This window comes from Micromonospora sp. NBC_00362, assembly GCF_026342155.1.
GTDB lineage: Bacteria > Actinomycetota > Actinomycetes > Mycobacteriales > Micromonosporaceae > Micromonospora > Micromonospora hortensis.
In genome coordinates this window covers 2,312,834-2,334,253 of record NZ_JAPENH010000001.1, presented here as the reverse complement: position 1 = coordinate 2,334,253, position 21,420 = coordinate 2,312,834, and the positions used below count along the sequence as shown (strand labels likewise).

Annotated in this window: 9 protein-coding genes; 4 read left to right on the top strand and 5 right to left on the bottom strand. The window is 68.6% G+C overall.

Going from position 1 to position 21,420, the window contains the following annotated elements; all coding sequences use genetic code 11:
* Positions 1–26 precede the first annotated feature (26 nt).
* The gene (locus OG992_RS10630; protein WP_266303113.1) at positions 27–1,682 is read right to left on the bottom strand and encodes a glycosyltransferase family 39 protein; all 1,656 of its coding nucleotides are present in this window, start codon (positions 1,680–1,682) and stop codon (positions 27–29) included.
* A 173-nt stretch (positions 1,683–1,855) separates the two neighbouring features.
* Between OG992_RS10630 and OG992_RS10625 the strand changes: the two genes are divergently transcribed.
* On the top strand, positions 1,856–2,896 hold the full coding sequence (locus OG992_RS10625; RefSeq protein WP_238686268.1) for an App1 family protein: 1,041 nt from the start codon (positions 1,856–1,858) through the stop codon (positions 2,894–2,896).
* A 7-nt stretch (positions 2,897–2,903) separates the two neighbouring features.
* On the opposite strand, the gene OG992_RS10620 is transcribed toward OG992_RS10625, so the two are convergent.
* Positions 2,904–3,548 carry a TetR/AcrR family transcriptional regulator gene (locus tag OG992_RS10620; RefSeq protein WP_238686267.1) on the bottom strand — a complete coding sequence of 215 codons (645 nt, stop codon included), beginning with the start codon at positions 3,546–3,548 and terminating at the stop codon, positions 2,904–2,906.
* Between the two features lie 83 nt (positions 3,549–3,631).
* On the opposite strand from OG992_RS10620, the gene OG992_RS10615 reads away from it, so the two are divergent.
* Positions 3,632–4,627, top strand: a complete 996-nt coding sequence (locus OG992_RS10615; protein ID WP_238686266.1) for an alpha/beta fold hydrolase — start codon at positions 3,632–3,634, stop codon at positions 4,625–4,627.
* 223 nt (positions 4,628–4,850) lie between these two features.
* On the opposite strand, the gene OG992_RS10610 is transcribed toward OG992_RS10615, so the two are convergent.
* The gene (locus OG992_RS10610) at positions 4,851–9,305 is read right to left on the bottom strand and encodes a LamG-like jellyroll fold domain-containing protein (protein ID WP_266303112.1); all 4,455 of its coding nucleotides are present in this window, start codon (positions 9,303–9,305) and stop codon (positions 4,851–4,853) included.
* Positions 9,306–9,581: 276 nt separating this feature from the next.
* Between OG992_RS10610 and OG992_RS10605 the strand changes: the two genes are divergently transcribed.
* Positions 9,582–16,079: an RHS repeat-associated core domain-containing protein gene (locus tag OG992_RS10605; protein WP_266303111.1), complete on the top strand. Its 6,498-nt coding sequence runs from the start codon at positions 9,582–9,584 to the stop codon at positions 16,077–16,079.
* A 15-nt stretch (positions 16,080–16,094) separates the two neighbouring features.
* Positions 16,095–16,622 (top strand): hypothetical protein, encoded by a 528-nt coding sequence (locus tag OG992_RS10600; protein WP_266303110.1) that lies wholly within the window; start codon positions 16,095–16,097, stop codon positions 16,620–16,622.
* 480 nt (positions 16,623–17,102) lie between these two features.
* Here OG992_RS10600 and glgB read toward each other — a convergent pair whose 3' ends face one another.
* Both glgB and OG992_RS10590 read right to left on the bottom strand, forming a co-directional pair.
* Positions 17,103–19,205 (bottom strand): 1,4-alpha-glucan branching protein GlgB, encoded by a 2,103-nt coding sequence (gene glgB, locus OG992_RS10595; protein ID WP_266303109.1) that lies wholly within the window; start codon positions 19,203–19,205, stop codon positions 17,103–17,105.
* The gene (locus tag OG992_RS10590) at positions 19,193–21,418 is read right to left on the bottom strand and encodes an alpha-1,4-glucan--maltose-1-phosphate maltosyltransferase (RefSeq protein ID WP_266303108.1); all 2,226 of its coding nucleotides are present in this window, start codon (positions 21,416–21,418) and stop codon (positions 19,193–19,195) included. The genes glgB and OG992_RS10590 overlap by 13 nt, the downstream gene beginning before the upstream one ends.
* Between the last annotated feature and the right edge of the window lie 2 nt (positions 21,419–21,420).

Here is a 21,420-nt window from a genome sequence, read left to right as displayed (position 1 = left end):
CGGCCCGGCCAGCGTACGACCAGCCCCTACCGCCAGGGCCGCACCGGGGTGTCGGGGTGGTACACGCGATAGCCGCCGACCTCCCGCACCGGCGTGGCGTCGGCCCGGTCGGCGAGCAACCGGCGCAACCGCCGGTCCATCGGCGAGTCGACCTCCACCACGTAGCCCGGTCGCTCGGCCCGCCCCACCTGCCGCCAGTACGGCCGGTAGCGGTTCTGCCCCGGCGACAGGTCCCCGTCGAGCACCCCGCAGACCACCGACTCATCCGTGTTGAAGATCAACCGGTTGCAGGTCCAGTAGTCCCCGTACACCTCGTGGGGTCCGTCGGCGCGCAGCGCGGCGGCCAACTCCCGGGCCTGGCGCTCCTCGGTCCGCGACGGCGCGGTGCCGGTGGTCGCGAACAGCACGGTGATCACCAGGGTGGTCACTGTCAGCGCGGCCAGCACGGCGGCGGACAGCGCGCCGGTGAACCGTCCCAGCACGCTGCTGGTGCCTCGCCAGGCGGTCAGCGCCACCACCCAGAGCGGCCAGAGCACCGCCGGCAGCGACAGTTGCAGCACCGACAGGTACCGGGCGTTGTCCAGCGGGCTGGTAGCGGCGAGCGGACTGCGCACGTACGACAGCAGTGTCAACGCCGCGCCGGCGATCAGCGCGAGCTGCACTACCGGCCCGACCCGCTCCCCGCGCAGCGCCTCGGCCGCGCGTCCGCTCCGCTCCCCGCGCGGCGCCCCGGCGGCGCGACGGTACGCGAGCACGGCGAGTGCCGCGCCGGCCAGCAGCAGCACCGGGTACAGCACGCCGAACCACTGTTGCCAGCGTCCGCAGCCGTCCACCGGGCAGAGCCCGTGCGCGAGCGGCACCCCCTCCAGCAGGCCGCCCCGGACCCGGTCGGACCACGGCGGCTGCGGCCCGGCCTTGGTGCTGACCTCCCGGAACACCGACAGCGAGTCCTCACCGGGCCCGGCCCGCAGGTTGTCGACGATCATCGGGGCCACGCCGACGACCACCCCCGCCACCAGCAGCAGACCGGACCAGCCGAGCAGCTCCCGCCGCACCGCCCACACCAGTGCCAGCCCGGCCACCGCGAGGTACGGCAGGATCAGCCAGTCCGACCAGACGGACAGCCCGACGAGCAGCCCGAACAGGCCGATCGCGAGCCGTCGGCGGTGGACCGTGCCGACGGCCAACCCCACGGTGATCAGCAGCATCAGCAGCACCGCCGGCTTCACCTCCGGCCGCCCACCGACGACGGTGAGCTGGTCGCGCACCACCCGCTCCGGGCCGAGCGCGAGCAGACCCACCACGAAGGCGGCGAACCACGGGGTGCCGAGCCGGCGGGTCAACCGGTGGATCAGGTAGAGGAAGACCGCGTAGAGCGCGAGCATCGGCAGCCGCAGCACCGGCCAGCTCGGCCCGAACACCGCCACCAGGGGAGCGGCCAGGTACGACTCCAACATCCCCATGTAGTGCTGGCCGTAGAGGAACACCGGGTGTTCCCGGCCCTGCCCGATGTGCAGCGCGGCCAAGCCGAAGGTCGCCTCGTCGCTGTTCGACACCGGCACCGTGAACAGCGTCAGGACCAGCCGGTAGACGACCCCGGCGAGCCCGAACAGCAGCGCGACGAGCGCCGGCCGATCGAGTCGCGGGCGCCATCGCCCACGGTGCTGCTCTGGATGCGACACGACCAACGCCCCCGTCGTCGTCCCGACCGGAGTGTTTCACGTTCAGCCGGGTCACCGAGGCGGATCGGCGCAGCGGGGTGGGGCTGGATCGGGTCCACGGTGGCCGGGCCGCACCGGCGCTGCCGGGGTCGGCTCGCGTGGCCGTGGCTGTCGACGTGTGGCAGGGTTGGCGCGTGCCACCCACTCCCGCCGGCCAACTGGCCGTTCCGAACCTGCACCGGGCTGCGCGGATCGAGGACGCCGTGCACCAGCTCGTCGAGCGCCGGCTGCGGCGCACCGGCTGGCGGGTCAACATCGTCGCGTACACCGGCTACGGCGCGCCGGGTTGGGTGCGGGTGATGTGCCGGGTGCTGCTGGGCCGTCCGGACACCCGCCAGCGGGGTCGGCTGGACAAGGTCCGGGGCTGGCGCAGCTTCACGACGCTGCCGAACAAGCACGTCACGGTGACCATCGAGGCCGGCGGGGTGCGGCACGAGACGCGGGCCGACCGCAGCGGCTTCGTCGACACCCTGGTCGAGGCGGACCTGCCGCCCGGTTGGGGTACGGTCCGGCTCAGTGTCCCGGACGCCGAGCCTGTCGACGCGCCGGTGCGCATCCTCGACCCGGAGGTCAAGTTCGGCATCATCTCCGACATCGACGACACGGTGATGGTGACCGCGCTGCCCCGGCCGCTGCTCGCCGCGTGGAACACGTTCGTGCTCGACGAGCACGCTCGCAACGCGGTGCCCGGCATGGCAGTGCTCTACGAGCGGCTGGTCACCGCGCACCCCGGCGCACCGGTCTTCTACCTCTCCACCGGCGCCTGGAACGTGGCGCCCACGTTGACCCGCTTCCTGTCCCGGCACCTCTACCCGGCCGGGCCGCTCCTGCTCACCGACTGGGGCCCGACCGCCGACCGCTGGTTCCGCAGCGGCATGGAACACAAGCGGGTCACCCTCGCACGGCTGTCCCGGGAGTTCCCCGACGTGCGCTGGCTGCTCGTCGGCGACGACGGTCAGCACGACCAGGAGATCTACCGGGAGTTCGCCGCCGCCCACCCGGAGAACGTCGCAGGCGTGGCGATCCGCCGGCTCTCCCCGACCCAGTCGGTGCTGGCCGGCACCCTGCCCGCCCCGGCCGGCCGCCCGTCGTCGGGTCCGGTCGGGCAGAAGTGGCTGTCCGCGCCGGACGGCGCCGGCCTGTGGCAGCTGCTGCGCGACGCCGGCCTGGTCTGACGGCCGATCAGGACGACGGATTCCCGGCCTTCGGTGCGGTGCCGAGGGACCGGCGAAGCATGGTGACCAGTTCCTCGGCTGCGTGCCGGCTGTCGAAGTCGGGGTCGGCCAGGCACTCCGACACGATCGCGTCGATGGCCCCGTTCACGATGACGGCGGTGGCCTGCGGGTCGACGCTGGGCCGGTAGTCGCCGGCCGCCCGCGCCGCGCTGATCAGACCGGCGACCGCCTCCCGCCGACTGCGCGCGTTCGGCGTGTCATTGATGCCGGTGTCCTCGCTCAACGCCTCCACGATCATCCGGGTGTGGTCCGGGTGGTCCCGCAGGTACGCCACCAGGGACCGGACGTAGGCCTCCACCGCGGACGCACCGGATCGTGCTCCGACTTCGGCGCCGACGTACGCGGTGAGGGATTCCAGGACCGAGGCGTAGGCGGTCCGCACGACCGCGTCCTTGGACGGGAAGTGGTAGAGGACGGCGGCCTTGGAGATGCCGGCCCCCTCCGCGATGCGGGCGAGTGAGGTGCCCCGATAGCCGTGCCGGGCAACCAGATCGATTGTCACGCCGATGAGTTGCGCCCGTCGCGCCTGCTCGGTGATCGTGAGTGGCTTGGCGGCGCGGACCTGGGCTGACGTGGCGTCGTTCGGGTGCACCCGCTTACCGTACCGGCCCCTTCGCCTACCACTCTCTGACCTGACGGTTGTATTTTCTACCATGCGGTTAGTAATCTGACCTCATGGTGACGAAGGTCGTGCGGGGGGTGGGCAGATTCCTGCGAGCGCATCGGCGCGGCCTTCTCCGAGCCGCCGCGGTGCTCGCGGTGATCACGGTGGCGATCGCGTACGCGCTGCGCGACCCCGCACCCGTCGGCTACTTCACGTCGACGCAGTCCCACGATCGTTTCGTCGGTGCGTACCGGGAGGCGATGGCGGACCTGCCCGAGCCCGACCGCACCCTCGACGTCCGGACCGGATACGGCGTCGTACGGCTCTACCACTTCAGCGGCGGCACCGACCCGGCGGCCGCGCCCCTGCTGCTTCTGCCCGGCCGGGCGTCGGCGTCACCGGTCTGGGCGGACAACCTGCCGTCGCTGCTGCGGTCGCGCAACGTCTACACCGTCGACCTGCTCGGTGAGCCGGGCATGAGCATCCAGCAGCGCCCCATCACGGACACGACCGCGCACGCGCAGTGGTTGCACGAGGTCCTGCTGGCGCTGCCCGAGCCGACCATCCACCTGGTCGGCGTGTCGTTCGGCGGTTGGACGGCGATGAACCTCGCTGTGCACCGGCCGCAGAAGGTGGGGAGCGTCGTACTGCTCGATCCGGTCCTGGTCTTCGCTGGTCTGTCGACGGAGGTGGTGCTGCGGTCCATCCCGTTGAGCGTCCGCTGGGCACCCCGATCCTGGCGGGACAGCTTCACCAGTTGGACGGCGAACGGCGCCCCGGTGGAGGACGTACCGGTCGCACGGATGATCGAGGCCGGCATGCAGGCGTACGTGATGAAGCTGTCCGCCCCGACCCGGCCGTCCGAGGACCAGCTCGCGGCGGTCGACGTCCCGGTGCTCGTCCTGATGGCGGGAAAGTCCCGCCTGCACGACGCTGGCGAGGCCGCGAAGCTGGCGAAGCGGTCCCTGACCCACGGCACGGTGAAGACCTACCCGGACGCTTCACACGCCATCAACGGCGAATACCCGAACGAGATAGCCGCCGACATCTCCTCGTTCGTCAATTGAGGGGCGAACCCTCGTCGATGTCGGCGGCATGACCCGGCCAGCTCAGCCCTGCCGCAGGCGAACCGCGCCCAGCGGCGGCTCCTGGAGGGCCGCCGACGCCACCGTCCCGTGCCACGGCCTGTCCTCGCGGTGCACAGCCGCCCCCGAGGCCGGGAGCTCGGCCCGCACATGCGAAACCCCCGGACACCGCTTTCGCGGTGCCCGGGGGTTTCGGCCCTTCGGACTACATGAACGACCGTGAGCCCCAGGTGACGGTGCCGGGGGCGCCGTTGCCCGTGTAGAGGTTCAGGGTGCCGTTGCTCCTGCGACGGACCATCAGGTCCATCTTCCCGTCGTTGTTGACATCGCCGAGGCTGCTCATGTCGAAGTCCCGGCACAAGCCGCAGACCAGGACACGGGGGCCCCACACCGGGGCCCCGCTGGCGGCCGTGTTGGGGTAGACCCACATGTCGCCGGTGCCGGAGTTGCGCATGAACAGGTCCGGCTTGCCGTCGTTGTTGGCGTCCTCGATGTGCACGTTGTCGTATCCACCACAGGAGCCGCAGAGCAGAATCCGGTTGCTCCAGGTGATTGCGCCGCCGGTCGGGCCGTTGCCCAGGTACGCGTACATGTCCCCGGTGCTGTTCTCCCGAATGAACAGGTCGGTCTTGCCGTCGCGATTCACATCGGCCAGGTCGGACGTGCCGAAGTTGACGCACTTGCCACAGACCAGCTGGCGGGTGGCCCAGACCGGGTCGCCGTTGGCGACCGTGTTCGGGTAGACGTACATGTCGCCGGTGCTGATCTGGCGCATGAAGAGGTCCAGCTTGCCGTCGTTGTTGGCATCGGCGATGTTGAACGAGTCGTAGCCTCCGCACTTGCCGCAGACCACCACGCCGGCATCGAACGTGAGCGTGTTGTCCAGGTTCGTTCCGCGGCGCAGCAGCACGTCGCCGTTGCTCTGCCTGATCAACATGTCGCTCCGGCCGTCACCGGTGACGTCGCGGACGTTGGGTGCGAGGAGCGTCTGGGCGTAGTTGCCCGGTGCGGTGGCCTCGGCCGGGTTCAACGCGCGGTCCCAGTGCTGCACGTTGCTGACCTGCCCCGAGTAGTACGAACTCGGTGCGCCCCTGTAGCGGTAGTGGCCGATGACGAACCGGCCGGTGCTCGGCCAGGACACGGCGGCGGCGGCGTGCTGTGCCGTGCCGGCGAGGTTGTTGTTGACGTAGAGAGCCATCGTGCTCGTGGTGGCGTTGTAGGTGGCCACCAGGTGCGTCCACACCCCGAGCTGCGCGTTCGGTGCGCTGATGGCCTGGTCGTACGACCAGGCGTCGCTGTCGGATCGGGCCATCCCGAAGCGCCAGGTGTTGTCGCTCTGCTCCTGCCAGAGGATGAACCGAGCGGAGCGCGTTCCCTCCTCGGAGAGGATGATCTTGCCGGCGGTGGTGGGCTTCACCCAGGCGGCGACGCTGAACGACTTGGTGGTGTCGATCAGTACCGGACTGTTGGCGCTGACCAGGCTGCCGGTGCCGTTGGCGTCCACGCCCGTGCCGGTGGCATCGGTGTTGAGCCGCAGGTCCGGGCTGAAGAGGTCACCCTCGTGCCAGTACGCGTTGCCGGTGCCGGTGAGGGTGCTGCCGCCGGAGGTGTCGGCCGCGGTCGCCGCTGTCGCTCCGGCCGCGCCGTCGTTGAGCGCCCAGGTGTGCTTGGCGGTGACCAGGCCCTGCGCCTGTTGGGTGGCGATGGCGGGCGTGCCGCCGAGGCCGGTCACCAGGTACGCCGTGGTCAGGCCGTTGGCGCCGATGGTCCACAGGTCGGGGGTGTCGTCGGAGTTGACGTCGGCGGCCCGCAGGCTCAGTGCGGCGCTGCGGTTCCAGTTGGTCGAGAGCGTGTACGGCGTGTAGGTGAGCTGCTCGGTGTCCTGGTTGTAGGCCAGGTTCGTCCAGAGGTGCAGGGCCCCGGTGCCGCTGTTCCACAGGAACATCGAGGTGCTGCCGTTGACCTGGGCGGTGGAGATGGTCCAGTTGTTCCAGTCCACCCCGCCCGTCGGCGTCGGCGTCTGGGTGCTGGCGCTGTAGTAGTAGAGGCCGGGCGCGGAGGACACCGGGTAGTAGTTGAGGTAGTAACCGTTGGCGGCGTCGCCGCTGGTGCCGATCAGGTCCGGCAGGGTGGATCCGGTGGCACGGGAGTCGCCGGCGTTGGCCAGCTGCAGCGGCGCGTTGCCGTTGCCGTCGAGCAGCAGGTCACCGAGGACGCTGACCTGGTTGTTGTACGGCTGGATGACCGAGCCGTCGCCACTGCCCCGCAGGATGGTTCCGTTGCCGGCGTTGGTGCCCGCCGTGTAGTAGACGAGAACGTCCTGCAGGCCGGACCCGAAGAAGTGACCGGAGAGCACCTGGCCTCCGTTGAAGTCGGACGGGTCCTCGTTGCCGGTGACCCCGTTGCCCCGCGCCCCAATGTCGTTCACAGTGGTGCGCACCGCGCCGCTGTTCATGCCAGTGCCGAGCCAGAGGCCGGAGGGCAGCCCGTTGCGGGCGCCGACGGTCAACAGGTCGGCGACACCGTCACCGGTGAGGTCCGCGTCGGCAGTCGTGGCGGCGGGGTCCGCGTTGAAGGTGACGGTGGCGGTCTCGCCGAAGTTGCCACCGGCCGAGAGGCTGGTCACCGCGAGCGTGTTGGTGAACCGGGTCGGCGTCGTGAGGACGGTGGCAGCGCCGGCCGCGGCGGAGACGGTGACCGGGGGCAGGCCGTTGAGCTGGTAGCTGTAGCTGGTCGGCTGGGTGCCGGTGCTGGGCGGCGTGATGGCGAAGCTGACCTCTTGGCCGATCTTCGACTCGCCCTGCGGCTGGCTGATCTCTGGCGCGCCGGTCCGGGTGGGGTCGAAGGTGAAGTTACAGGTCGCCGACCAGTCGCTGGCGCTCCGGAAGTCGGTCGCCTGGACCTTCCAGGAGAAGTTGGTGATCGTGCCACCGGCGGCGGCGCGCAGCGTGGCGGACGGCACGATCAGCACGCCGGTGCTGCCGGAGGAGTAGGTGAGCAGGTTCGGGTTGGACGACGCCAGGGCGGTCTGCGAGGCGTCGGCGGTCTTCCAGAGCTTGAAGCTCACCCCGAGAGTGCCGCCGTTGGGGTCGGACACCGGAGCGTAGAGGTAGACCGGGTTGTCGCCGACGGTCGACCCACCGGCGCAGGCGGTCCGCGGCGAGGTGGTCATACCGGCCGGCTTGTTCGGCTTGTGGTTGTAGAGGATCTCCAGCGTGGGGCTGGTCTGGAGGAACTCCTTCCAGCTCTGTGCGTCACTGCCCTCGTTGTCGCCGACCAGCCGCAGGGTCCGGGCGGCTGTCCGGTTGCTCGCCAGGTCGGTAGTGATCTGGCTGGTGATGTCGAAGGCAACGCCGGCCGCGGCGCAGCCGCTGTAGCCGTGGGCGAAACTCGCCGACGCCGCGAGCCGGGTGTTGCTCTGCGTCTCCCAGTAGTTCCAGGTGGCGTTGGACTTGGTGAGCACCGTGTTCGGGGCGTAGACGTTCACCCGCTTGGCCGTGCAGGACCACGAGCGGGTGTTGGTGATCTTGAAGATGGCCGAGCTGATTTCGGCACCCTTCAGGGCGCTGTAGGGCACCGGGAAGTTGATCAGCGTGTTCGAGCGCTGCTCACCGGAGTTACCCACCTGCATCCGACCGATCGGGTCGGGGGTGTTGTTCCAGTAGTTGGTGGACTGGTGCTGGTAGGAGATGCTGGCCCAGCCGGACATCCGCGGGCCGGTGGCGCTCCAGTTGAAGCTGGGGTCGATGTAGACCGGGTAGACGGTCGCGGCGTCGGTGAGCAGCTTGCGGTCGGGCTTGAGACCGAGCTTGCCGGGGGCGATGGAGACCCCGATGGCGGCGGTGCGCGCCACCCGGCCGGGAGCAGCGCTCGTCGACGCGGCGCCGCTGCGGGCGGTCGGTCCGTTGGTGCCCGACGCCGAGGAGTCCCACATGAGCGGCGCCGGTGCGGTGATGACCGCGTCGCCAGCCCGGTTCTGCCCGCTGATGTTTCCTGCCGAGTCGGCACCGAGGGTGAAGCCCTTGGTGGCGGTGGCCAGCTCGAGCGTGGCCAGCTTCGGGTTCGCCGCGGCCTTCGCGTCCTTGACCACGAAGACGTGCGAGAAGCCGCCCTGGGCGTTGACGGTCGCGGTCAGGTCCACACCGGGCAGTACGTTGGCGTAGGTGGCCGTCGGCCCGGCAAGCGTGGGCACGGGCAGGGCCACGGGCGCCGTCAGGGTGAGCGAGCGGTCCCCGCTGACCAGGTGTGCCATCGGTCCGGTGCCACCACTGGAGAGCGTGATGTCATGCGTGGTGGTGGTCGCCGTGATGGCACCGTCGGCCCGTCGGACCAGGGTGGGGTCCAGCGCCTTCCAGGTGTCCCCGACACGCTTGCGGGCCGGCATGGCGCTCTGGCTGAGCAGGAGCCGTCCGTCTGGGCGGGCGGTCAGGGTCTCCGTCGAGGTGCCGGCGGCGGTCGCCTCGACCTGCTTGCCGGTCCGCTTGGCGTGGGCCAGCGCCGCGTCCACCCCGAGCGGTCCGGCCGGTTCAGCGGCGGATTTCGGCTTCGCCGGAGCAGCAGCGGCGGCTGGCAGGGTGAGGGGCACTGCGGCCGCGGCGATGGCGACAGCGGCCACCGCAACCGACGCGACGGCGCGTAGGCGCAGTCGTCTCTTGATCATATGTAGTTCTCCCCGTTAGTGACGTGAACGCGAGGGCGCGTCCGACCGAGCGGCCACAGTGAAGCAGTCACGCCGGCCTACGGGGAACGTCTCCGGTCACTAAATGCTGTCCTTTTAGCACTCAGTGAGACGGTTTTGATGGCATCGGAAGCCAATCATCGTTATGACTCCGTGACCTTCTTGGGTGATCAAACATGAAACATTGTTCGCGCCACGGGGGTGCGTGATCGATCACTCTGCGTGGCCCCCATCCCGTCTCGTAGAGCTGAGGTACGCATGGCCGTCCACGGGGGATTACGCCTGCTCACACGTCCCAGACGTCTGGTCGCGGTTGTCGCGGCCGCGTCGCTCGCCGCCAGTCTCCTGTCGGGCGCGCCCGCCCTGGCGAAGCCGAAGGAACCGGAGCTGGCGAAGGCGCCGGCGACGTCGCCGGGACAGTCGGTCAAGGGTGTGAAGCCGCTGCCGACCAAGTTCGTGACGCCGCCGGACGACGCCAAGTCGACGTTCACGCCGACGCGGACGGCGTGGCCGAAGGCCGCCTCGGCGCGGGTGGAACTGGAGGCGGTTCCCGCCGGTGCGCGGGCCGCGTCGCCGGCGCGGGTACGTGCCGCCGGTACACCGGTGTGGGCCGAGTCGGTGGCGGCGAAGGCCGGTGAGTCGGTCGGTGCGCGGCGCCTGGACGTGAAGGTGGCCGACCGCAAGGCCGCCGAGGCCGCTGGGGTGGATGGCGTGCTGCTGTCGGTGTCTCCGGACGCTGGCTCCGGCTCGGTACGGGTTGGTGTGGACTACGCGGGGTTCGCCGAGGCGTTCGGCGGTAACTACGGGTCGCGGTTGCGGTTGGTCCGGTTGCCGGCGTGTGCGCTGACGACGCCGACGCGCAGCGAGTGTCGGACGGGTCAGCCGTTGGCCTCGACGAACGACGCCGGGGCGAGGTCGGTGTCTGCCGAGGTGCCGCTGGCGGCGGATGCGGGCGCTCGGGCGGCCGGCGGCGTGACCGTGCTGGCGGCGGTTGCCGCGGCTGCTGAGGAGGGCGGCAAGGGTGGCACGTACGCGGCCACGGACTTGAAGCCGTCGGGATCGTGGACCGGTGGTGGGAGTACGGGTTCGTTCACGTATTCGTATCCGGTGACGGTGCCGCCGGCGGCGTCGGATCTGGTGCCGACGGTGGCGTTGTCGTATGACTCGGGCAGCGTGGATGGGCAGACCGCGTCGACGAACGCGCAGGCGTCGTGGGTGGGTGACGGTTGGTCCACGCCGCGCTCGTACGTGGAGCAGACGTTCGCGTCCTGCATGGACGAGCCGGGTGGCAGCGCGTCGCCGGTGAAGACCCCGGACCGCTGTTACGACGGCCCGTTGTTGACGTTGTCGTTGAATGGTTCCTCGACGGCGTTGGTGTGGGATGCCGCGAAGAAGGTGTGGAAGCCGGAGTCGGACAACGGTGAGGTCGTCACGCACGTCGAGAACGCGAACAACGGTTCGGGGACGTACAACACCGACTACTGGCGGGTGACTCTGCGCGACGGCACCAGTTACGAGTTCGGTCGTAACCGGTTGCCGGGGTGGGCCTCAGGTAAGGCGGAGACGAAGTCGGTGGACCACTCGCCGGTGTATTCACCGCACTCGGGCGACCCGTGCTACAACTCGGCGGGGTTCTCGTCGTCGGTGTGCACGATGGCGTACCGGTGGAACCTTGACTACGTCACTGACACCAACGGCAACGCGATGGCGTACTACTACAACCAGGCCACCAACTTCTACGGCCGTAACAAGGGCGCGACGGATGTGTCCTACATCCGCGACAGCAACCTGGCGCGCATCGACTACGGGTTCACCGACGGTGGCGCGTACGGCACGGTGGCGAACCAGATCGTCTTCAACACCGGTGACCGGTGCCTGTCGGGGACGTGTCAGCCGTTGAATGCGGCGAACAAGGCGAACTGGCCGGACGTGCCGTTCGACTTGATCTGCGCCTCGGGGGCCGACTGTGACGACTGGAGCCCGTCGTTCTTCTCCACCGTCCGGTTGACGTCGATCGAGGCGAGGCAGTACAACACGGCGACCTCGACCTACGAGAAGGTCGACTCGTACGCCCTGTCACACAGCATGCCGGCCACCGGTGACGGCACGTCGCCGACGTTGTGGCTGACCGGGGTCGTCCGTACCGGTCATGACACCAGCGCGGGTGGGTCGACGGCGGCGATCACGTTGCCGTCGGTGTCGTTCACCGGCATCAAGTTGCCCAACCGGGTCGACACCGCCGGTGGGTTGCCGTCGTTCTACCGGCAGCGCATCGCGACGATCACCACCGAAACCGGATCGGTGATCAGTCCCAGCTACGAGTTGCCGGTGCCGTGCACCGCCCCGGTCACCACCGACCCGGCGGCGAACACGAAGTCCTGCTACCCGGTGTACTGGACCCCGGACGGGTACACGGACCCGTTCAAGGACTGGTTCAACAAGTACGCCGTCACCCGGGTCACCTCCACCGACCCGACCGGCGGCGCCGCTGCCCTGTCGACCAGCTACAAGTACCTCGGCGGGGCGGCCTGGCACTTCGACGAGAACGAGGTCGTCAAGACCAAGTACCGCAGCTACGGGCAGTTCCGCGGCTACGCGAAGGTGCAAACCTTCACCGGCGACGGCGTCAACGACCGCCGTACGCAAGCCGAAACCGCCTACTACCGCGGCATGTCGAAGAACAACAACACGACAGTGGTCAACCTGACCGACTCCGCCGGTGGCCTGCACGAGGACATCGACGAACTCGCCGGCAAGGAACTGGAAACCACCCAGTACCTCGGCGAGAACGGCCGCGTCGACTCCTCCACCATCACCTCGTACTGGGTGTCCGGGGCGACCGCGACGCGTTCCCGCACCGGCTTGCCGGCGTTGACGGCGCAGTGGGTCGCCCCCATCAAGACCTACACCCGTCAGGCCGTCACGAGCAGCGGATCGGTGACGTGGCGCAACACCGGAACGGACAGCAGCTACGACGCGAACACCGCCAGCGCCACCTTCGGTGAACTGAAGAACACCTACACCTACACGGTGCCGGTCGACGCGGCGTACAACCAGTGCACCACCTACACCTACGCCCCGGCCAACACCACCAAGAACCTCGCCGGGCTGGTCAGCCAGACCGAAACCGTCTCCGTGGCCTGCGGCGGGTTCACCCAGGGCAGCCCCGCCTCGGTGCCCGGCAGCGTCAACACCCTCACCGCCCCGGGCAGCGTCAACCGACCCGCCCAGGTGGTGAAGGTCGAACGCAGCTTCTACGACGTGACGGACTTCTCCACCACGTTCCCGCAGGCGGCGGCCCCGTCCAAGGGCAACGTCACGATGACCCAGGTCGCCAAGGACCACACCGGCGGCGCGTACGCTTGGCAGACCACCGGACGGTCGACCTACGACAGCTACGGCCGGGTCACCGACTCGTACGACGCCAAGGGCAACAAGACCACCAGCGGCTACACCATGAACGCCGTCAAACTGGTCACCGCGACCTCCAGCACCAACGCCGCGGGACACGGTGGGTCCGTCACGCTCGACACGAAGCGCGGCATCCCGCTGGTCAGCACCGACGCCAACGGCATCGTCACCACCCAGCACTACGACGCGCTCGGCCGCGCCACGTCGGTGTGGTTGAACTCGCGCGCCACCAGCGTCGCGGCGAACCACAAGTTCGCCTACACCGTGTCGAAGACGGGCGTGTCGGCTACCACCACGCAGACGCTGAACAACTCCAACGGCTATCAGACGTCCGTTGCGATCTACGACGCGTTGCTGCGCACGCGGCAGACCCAGTCGATCACCCCGGCGGGTGGCCGGATGATCACGGACACGTTCTACGACACCCGTGGTGGGACTCGCGCGTCGTACAACGGCTGGTGGGATGACGGGTCGTTGCCGACCGTCAGCACTCCGGTATCGGCTGCGAACCTGGGCAAGCAGGTGCCGAACCAGACCCTCACCACCTACGACGGCCTGGGCAGGGCGGTCGTCGTCACCAACGCGAAGAACGGCGTGACCGTCTCGACGACGACCACCGTGTACGCCGGTGACCGCACGACCGTTGTTCCGCCTACCGGCGGGGTCGTCTCCGCCACCCTCACCGACCCCATCGGTCGCAAGAAGGAACTGCACGAGTACAGCGCTCGTCCGACGGTGACGACGCCGGCGGACACGTTCACCGGGATGTTCACCGTCACCGGTGGTACCGCGACGGTCAGCAAGTACGGCTACGATGAGCACGGCAACCAGTCGACGCTCACCGATGCCAGCAACAACGTGTGGACCTCGACCTACAACCTGCTCGGCCAGGTCGTTAGCAGGGTCGACCCGGATGCCGGCACCAGCAGCATGAGCTACGACGCCAACGGCAACCTCGAGCAGTCCACCGACGGGCGCGGTAAGACCCTGTCGTTCACCTACGACTCCCTCGACCGCAAGATCGGCGAGTTCGCGGCGACGGTGGCGAACCAGTCGACGGCGAACCGGCGGGCGACCTGGGTGTACGACAACAGCAACAGCGTCGCGGGGGTCACCAACGCGCTAGGGAAGCTGACCACCACGACCGCCTACCGTGATGGGCAGGCGTACGTCACCCAGCAGAAGGCGTTCAACGTCTTCGGCAGCTCTCTCGGCACGACGGTCACCGTCCCGGACACCGAGGGCGCGCTCGGTGGGTCGTACGTGTTCGGGCACACCTACTCCTCAGTGCTGGGTCTGCCCCTGACGGACACCTACCCGTCCAAGGGCGGCCTGCCCTCGGAGACCGTTCTGCACGGCTACACCGGTGTGCTGGACCTGCCCACCACGCTCGCCGGTCTCGCCGGATACAGCCAGAGCGTCAGCTACGACGCCTACAGCCGGGTCGACCAGCAGAAGATCGGCTCGGCGAGCAGCCATGCCTTCGTCACCAACACGTACGACCCGCACACCGCCCGGTTGACCAACCAACTCGTCACCCGCTCCACGACGACCCCGACGACTGTGGATGAGCAGGAGTACAGGTACGACCTGGTCGGGAACATCACCCGCAAGATCAGCAAGCGGTTGGGCACCACCACCCCGGCGGAGACGCAGTGCTACGGCTACGACGGCCTGGCCAGACTCACCGAAGCGTGGACCGGCACCGACGCCTGCGCCACCACACCCACCGACACCAACAAGTCAATGGTCGGCAACACCATCGGCGCCGGTAGCGCCTACTGGACCAGCTGGCAGATCGACCCCATCGGCAACCGCACCAAGCAGGTCGAGCACAACCTGACCGGCGGCACCGACACGACCACCACCTACGCCTACAACGGCAACGGTCAGAACAAGCCGCACACCCTGACCTCCACCACCAAGACCGGTGGGTCTACCGGCACCACGTCGTACACCTACGACAACGCCGGCAACACCACCGGCCGCAACGCCGCCCAGGGGAACCAAACCCTCACCTGGGACGACGCCGGCAAGCTCGGCACGGTCACCGGCGGCACCAGCGGCAACAACACCTTCATCTACGACGCCGACGGCAACCTTCTGTTGCAGAAGGAACCCGGCAAGAACACGCTCTACCTGCCCGGACAGCAGCTCACCCTCAACACCGCCAGCAGCGTTGTCACCGGCAGCCGCTACTACGCCCTTCCCGGCGGCGGCACCTGCATCCGCACCGGCAGCACCGCTTACACCTTCGCCATCGCCGACCACCAGGGAACGCCGACCCTCTATCTCGACAACACCGCCCAGAACCCCACCTGGCGGCAGTACACCCCGTACGGCGCTCCCCGAGGCGCCACCGTCGCCGCACCGGACAACCGTGGTTTCCTCAATAAGCCGATGAGCCCGACGGGACTGACCACCGTCGGCGCCCGTTCCTACGACCCGCTCGCGGGCCGATTCATCTCCATCGACCCACTTCAAGACGCGGCTCAGCCGCAGCAATGGAACGGTTACTCCTACGCCAACAACACCCCGGTGACGTCCAGCGACCCCACCGGGATGATCCCCGACGACTGCAAGTACTTCGATTGCTACGGCTACGACGTCAAGAAGGGTTGCCCGGGCGGGTGCGGCTCCACTGACAACGTGAGCTATGGCGAGAAGAACAAGCTAACCAGCACCAAGCAGAAGCGCGGAAAGTACGTGCCGCCGCCCAGCCAAAGCCCGAAGCCAAAGAAGAAGGAGTGCTCGGCTTGGTCCTGGGTGTGCAGTGCGAGCAATAAGGTGCAGAAGGCTTATCATGCGACCGGGGGTTACCTCTCCGAAAATTGGGGGACCATCAGTAAGGGTCTGATCGTTGTCGGAGGTGTTGTTTGCATCGTTGCGTCCGCAGGGGCCTGCACGGTGGTCGCCGGTGCCGTGCTTGCTGGCGGAATATTCGTCGACGGGTATAAAAATGACTGGGAACTTGGCAAGATGGACTGGAAGTCTCACGCGATAGATGCTGCATTTATCGTTGGTGGAGCAGGCCTTGCCCGTGGTGCGGCGGGATCTGGTGCAGCGTTTTGGCGAGAGGTCCCGTGGAAGCTCAATCCGTCAATAGGTGCGAAAATGCCAACCCGTACCAGCGCGCTTGGAGACACCGTGCGGTCCCGAGCACCCGTGCCTCTGATCAACGCAGGTTATATGGCCGACGACGCCATTGCTGCCTTCCCTGCCCTGAGCTACGCTTCCGCTCGAACCAAGCAGATGGTAAACAACTTCGATCTTGGTGCTAGCATGACTGGCCTGTCTGCCAACGCCAGTATGTGGGCCGGAGCGAACGGCGCAGACATCTGGTGAGGAGCTGAGACGCGTATGAGAAACAAGCTGAACTGGGTGGGCGGCTCTCTGATTTGGCTGCTGTTCGGCTTTATGATGCTCATGTTCAGCCTGAATCCAGCGAATGGGTGGAGTGGACTCATCGCTGTCGCCAGCTTTTTCGCGGTGATCTGCTACTTGATCTCGCTGACGACGATGTTCTCTTTCGTTAAGCCGACGCATGAATCGCTTTTGATTGTCAACCCTGGAGTGCGGGTGGTCGTGCCATGGGATCGCGTTAAGGGGGTTGACTCAGGGAACGGTTTAGTGGTCAGTGTGGTAGGTCATCGAGACGTGGCCTGTTACGCCTTCCAGGGCTCACTGTTGGGAAGGCTGTGGGGGAGCCGGAGAAATGTTCGTGCAGCTGATGCTATCGAGGTGTGGAGAAAGAGAAATGCTGGCTCGGCATCTGGCGGCAAAATTTACTCAGAGGTTCCTTGGACGCGCCATCTGATTTGGTTTGCTGCTGGTTGGTCCGTCTTCGCTGGAGGGATCCCGATTCTGGCTCGCCTACCTCAGTCATGAGCCAAGTTAAGAACTGCCTTGCGATGTCCGAGACGTCACGCAATGGAACAGAGTTGCAGCGGGTGGTTCGATTTGCGATTCGCCTGGGTCGAGGTGTGTTGGATCTGCGTTGACAAGTGCCGGCTGTCGCCGGCAGGGACCGAAATTCACCCTGCCGGCGACAGTCGATCCCGCCGTCTTCAAGCTCAACCAAAGAAGTCTGCTAGGTGGGAAGGCTAGAGCGTGGGACCGAAGAGCAGCCTGCCAGCCAGGGTTTTGGACCGTTTTAAGCCGGTGAAATCTAAAGTGCCCATGGTCCTGGCGGCGCCGGTGATTTGACGAGGCGGCAGGGATAGCGAGGAGACGACCGTTGAGCTAAAGGCTTTTGACGGACAAGGTTCTCTGGGCAACGCCTGGGGGTAGATGGCCGTCGACGGGCTGAACGAGGACCTGAAGAGCAGGCGAAACGACAGGGCTCGGCCCTCACAGGTCTCGCCCCTGTCAGCTCTGGCGGAGCCAGACGGCGCCCAGCGGCGGAACCTGAAGTGCCGCAGACGCCACCATCCCGTGCCACGGCACGTCCTCGGCGTGCACCGCCCCCAGGTTGCCCACGCCCGACCCGCCGTAGTGGTGCGCGTCGGTGTTGAGCACCTCCTGCCACGTCCCGCCGGCGGGCAATCCGACCCGGTAGTCGTGCAGTGGCTGGGCGGAGAAGTTCGCCACGCACACCAGCGTCGAGCCGTCCGGGGCGATCCGGACGAACGACACGGTGTTGTTGGCGACGTCGTCGCCGGCGATCCAGCGGAACCCGGCCGGCTCGGTGTCCTGTGCCCAGAGCGCCGGAGTGTCCCGGTAGACCCGGTTGAGGTCACCGACGAGTCGTTGCACGCCGGCGCGGGCCGGGTCGTGCAGCAGGTACCAGTCGAGGCCGCGTTCCTCGCTCCACTCCCGGTCGTCGGCCAGTTCGGAGCCCATGAAGAGCAGTTGCTTGCCGGGGTGCGCCCACATGTACGCCAGCAGCGCCCGTACGTTCGCCAGCCGCTGCCAGGTGTCGCCGGGCATCTTGCCGGCCAGTGAGCCCTTGCCGTGGACGACCTCGTCGTGGCTGATGGGCAGCACGTAGTTCTCGCTCCAGGCGTACGCCAGGGAGAAGGTGAGCTGGTGGTGGTGGTGCTGGCGGTAGATCGGGTCCTTCGAGGTGTAGAGCAGGGTGTCGTGCATCCAGCCCATGTTCCACTTGAACCCGAAGCCCAGCCCGCCGTCGGCGGTGGGGCGGGTGACGCCCGGCCAGGCGGTGGACTCCTCGGCGATCATGACGACGCCGGCGTGGTGCTTGTAGACGGTCGCGTTCACCTCCTGCATGAGCGCGATGGCCTCCAGGTTCTCCCGGCCGCCGTACTTGTTCGGGGCCCACTCGCCGTGATTGCGGGAGTAGTCCAGGTAGAGCATCGAGGCGACCGCGTCGACCCGCAGCCCGTCGACGTGGAACTGGTCGCACCAGTAGAGCGCGTTGGCGACCAGGAAGTTGCGCACCTCGTTGCGGCCGAAGTCGAAGACGTAGGTGCCCCAGTCAGGGTGCTCGCCGCGCCGCGGGTCGGGGTGCTCGTAGAGCGGTGTGCCGTCGAAGCGCGCGAGGGCCCACTCGTCCTTCGGGAAGTGCGCGGGCACCCAGTCCAGGAGTACGCCGATGCCGGCGGCGTGCAGCCGGTCGACGAGGTGGCGGAACTCGTCCGGGTCGCCGAACCGGGAGGTCGGCGCGTAGTAGCCGGTCACCTGGTAGCCCCAGGAGCCGCCGAACGGGTGCTCCATCACCGGCAGGAACTCCACGTGCGTGAAGCCCAGCTCGGTGACGTAGGCGGTGAGTTGTTCGGCCAGTTCGCGGTAGCCCAGGCCGGGCCGCCACGAGCCGAGGTGCACCTCGTAGACGCTCATCGGTTCCTGGTGCGGCTGTCGTTCGGCACGCCGGGCCAGCCAGTCCGCGTCGTCCCACCGGTACGTCGAGTGGTGCACCACCGAGGCGGTGGCCGGGGGCACCTCGGCGTACGCCGCGAGGGGGTCGGCCTTGTCCCGCCACTGCCCGTCGGCGCCCAGCACCCGGTACTTGTAGCGGGCCCCGGCCCGGGCGTTGGGGACGAACAGCTCCCACACCCCGCTGGAGCCGAGCGACCGCATCGGCCAGCCGTCGTCGGGGCCCCAGCCGGTGAAGTCGCCGATCACCCGAACCCCGCGGGCGTTGGGCGCCCAGACGCTGAACGCGACGCCCTCGTCGAAGACCCGGGCGCCGAGCGCCTCCCACAGCCGCTCGTGCCGGCCCTCGCGGATCAGGTGCAGGTCCAGCTCACCGAGGGTTGGCGGGTAGCGGTACGGGTCGTCGTGGGCGGTGCCGTCGACCTCCACCCGGTAGTCGAGCACTGTGCCGTCGACCTGCGCCTCGAAGACGCCCACGTCGTGCACCCGCTTCATCGGGTGCCGCTCGTCGCCGACGAGCAGCGCGACGTCGCCAGCACCACGGCGCATCGTGCGGATCGTCGTCGAGCCTTCGGCGGGGTGCGCGCCGAGCAGCGCGTGCGGGTCGTGCGTCGCGCCGGAGATCAGCTGGTCCATCGGGCGTCCTTCGGAGCGGCGTCGGTCGGTACGGGGGCGGACGGGCGGGTGGCCGCTCGCCGCGGTGGGGTCGGAACCGGGCCCGACCGGCGGGGCGGAGTCGGAACGGGAGCTGTCGACGCAGGAGGCGCCGGCGCAGGAGGTGTCGGCGCAGGAGGTGTCGGGACGGGGGCTGTCGGTGCGGTGCCACCGGACAGGTCGTCCGGCACGTCGGCGACGGTGAGGTCGGCCGGCTCGATGCCCGCCGGCTGCGGCTCGATCGGCGGGGCCGGGCGACGCACCGTCAACACGTGGGCGGGTTGCAGGTACGGGTCGAGCCGTACCGCGTTGCGCTGACCCCAGTCGTAGCTGGTGCCGGTCAGCTCGTCGTAAACGGTGAACCGTTCGTGCCAGTCGAAGCCCAGCGCCGGCATGTCGAGGGTGGTGTTGCCCCACTGCACCTCGCGCGAGTCGAACGAGCAGATCACGAGGACCGTGTTGCCGGTCTCCGGATCGTGCTTCGACCAGCAGAGCAACGCCGGATTGTCGATCTCGTGGAAGACCAGGTTGCGGAGCTGGTGCAGGGCCGGGTTGTCTCGGCGTACCCGGTTGAGGGTGGCCAGGAACGGTGCCAGCGAGCGGCCCTGCGCCTCGGCGCCGGCCCAGTCCCTCGGCCGCAGCTGGTACTTCTCGTTGTCCAGGTATTCCTCCGCGCCCGGTCGGGCCACGTGCTCGAACAGCTCGTAGCCCGCGTACAGGCCCCAGGAGGGGGAGAGCAGCGCGGCCAGCACCGCCCGGATCTTGAACATCGGCGGGCCGCCGTGCTGCAACGACTCGTGCAGGATGTCAGGGGTGTTCGGCCAGAAGTTCGGCCGCATGTAGTCGGCCGCCTCGATCAGCTCCTCGCAGTACGCCCGCATCTCGGCCGCCGTCGTGCGCCAGGTGAAATAGGTGTACGACTGCGTGAAACCGATCTTGCCGAGGCCGTGCATGATGGCCGGCCGGGTGAACGCCTCGGCCAGGAACAGCACGTCCGGGTCGACGGCCTTCACCTCGGCGATCAGCCAGTGCCAGAAGTCGAACGGCTTGGTGTGCGGGTTGTCCACCCGGAAGATCCGGATGCCCTCGCCGACCCAGTGCAGCACCACCCGCAGCACCTCGGCCCGGATGCCCTCCGGGTCGTTGTCGAAGTTGACCGGGTAGATGTCCTGGTACTTCTTCGGCGGGTTCTCCGCGTACGCGATGCTGCCGTCGGCCCGGGTGGTGAACCACTCCGGGTGCTCGGTGACCCAGGGGTGGTCCGGCGCGCACTGCAACGCCAGGTCCATCGCCACTTCCAGGCCCTGTGCCGCCGCCGCCTGGATGAAGGCCCGGAAGTCCGCCGGCGTACCCAGATCGGGGTGGATCGTGTCGTGGCCGCCCTCGGCGGCGCCGATCGCCCACGGTGAGCCCACGTCGGTCGGCCCGGCGGTGAGCGCGTTGTTGGGGCCCTTGCGGTTGACCCGGCCGATCGGGTGGATCGGCGGCAGGTAGAGCACGTCGAAGCCCATCGCGGCCACCCCTGGCAGCCGCTCGGTGGAGGTCGCGAAGGTGCCGGATCGGCCGCCCGCCGCTCCCTCTGAGCGGGGGAAGAACTCGTACCAGGCCGAGTAGAGCGCGCGCTTGCGGTCAACCCAGATCGAGTACGTGTCACCGGCGGTGACCAACTCCCGGACGGGGTGCTCCCAGAGCAGGTCGGCCAGCGCCAGCGCCGGGCCGACCCGCTGCGCCAGCGGCAGGTCGGTGTCGACCAGCGCGGTGAGCGCGTCGGCGACCCGGGGCCGGTCGGCGGTCGGCACGAGGCCCCGGGCGGCGGCGAGCACCCGCGCGCCCTCGGCCAGGTCGTTGGCCAGGTCCTCCGGCCCCTGCCCGGCGGCGATCTTCTTGGTCACCGCGTTCTGCCAGGTCAGGTACGGGTCCTGGAACGCCTCGACGGAGAAGGTCCACGAGCCGACGGCGTCCGGTGCGATGGTGGCGTGCCAGCGGTCCTGGCCGGGCTCGCCGGGGCGCATCCGGGTGAACGGCCGGCTCGCGCCGTCCGGCCCAGCCCACACCACGTTGCAGCCCAGCGCGTCGTGCCCCTCCCGGTAGGCGCGCGCCGACACCGGAATGGGCTCGTCGACCACCGCCTTGGCCGGGTATCGCCCGCACGAGACGACGGGGGAGACGTCTTCGATCGGGAACCGTCCAGTCACCC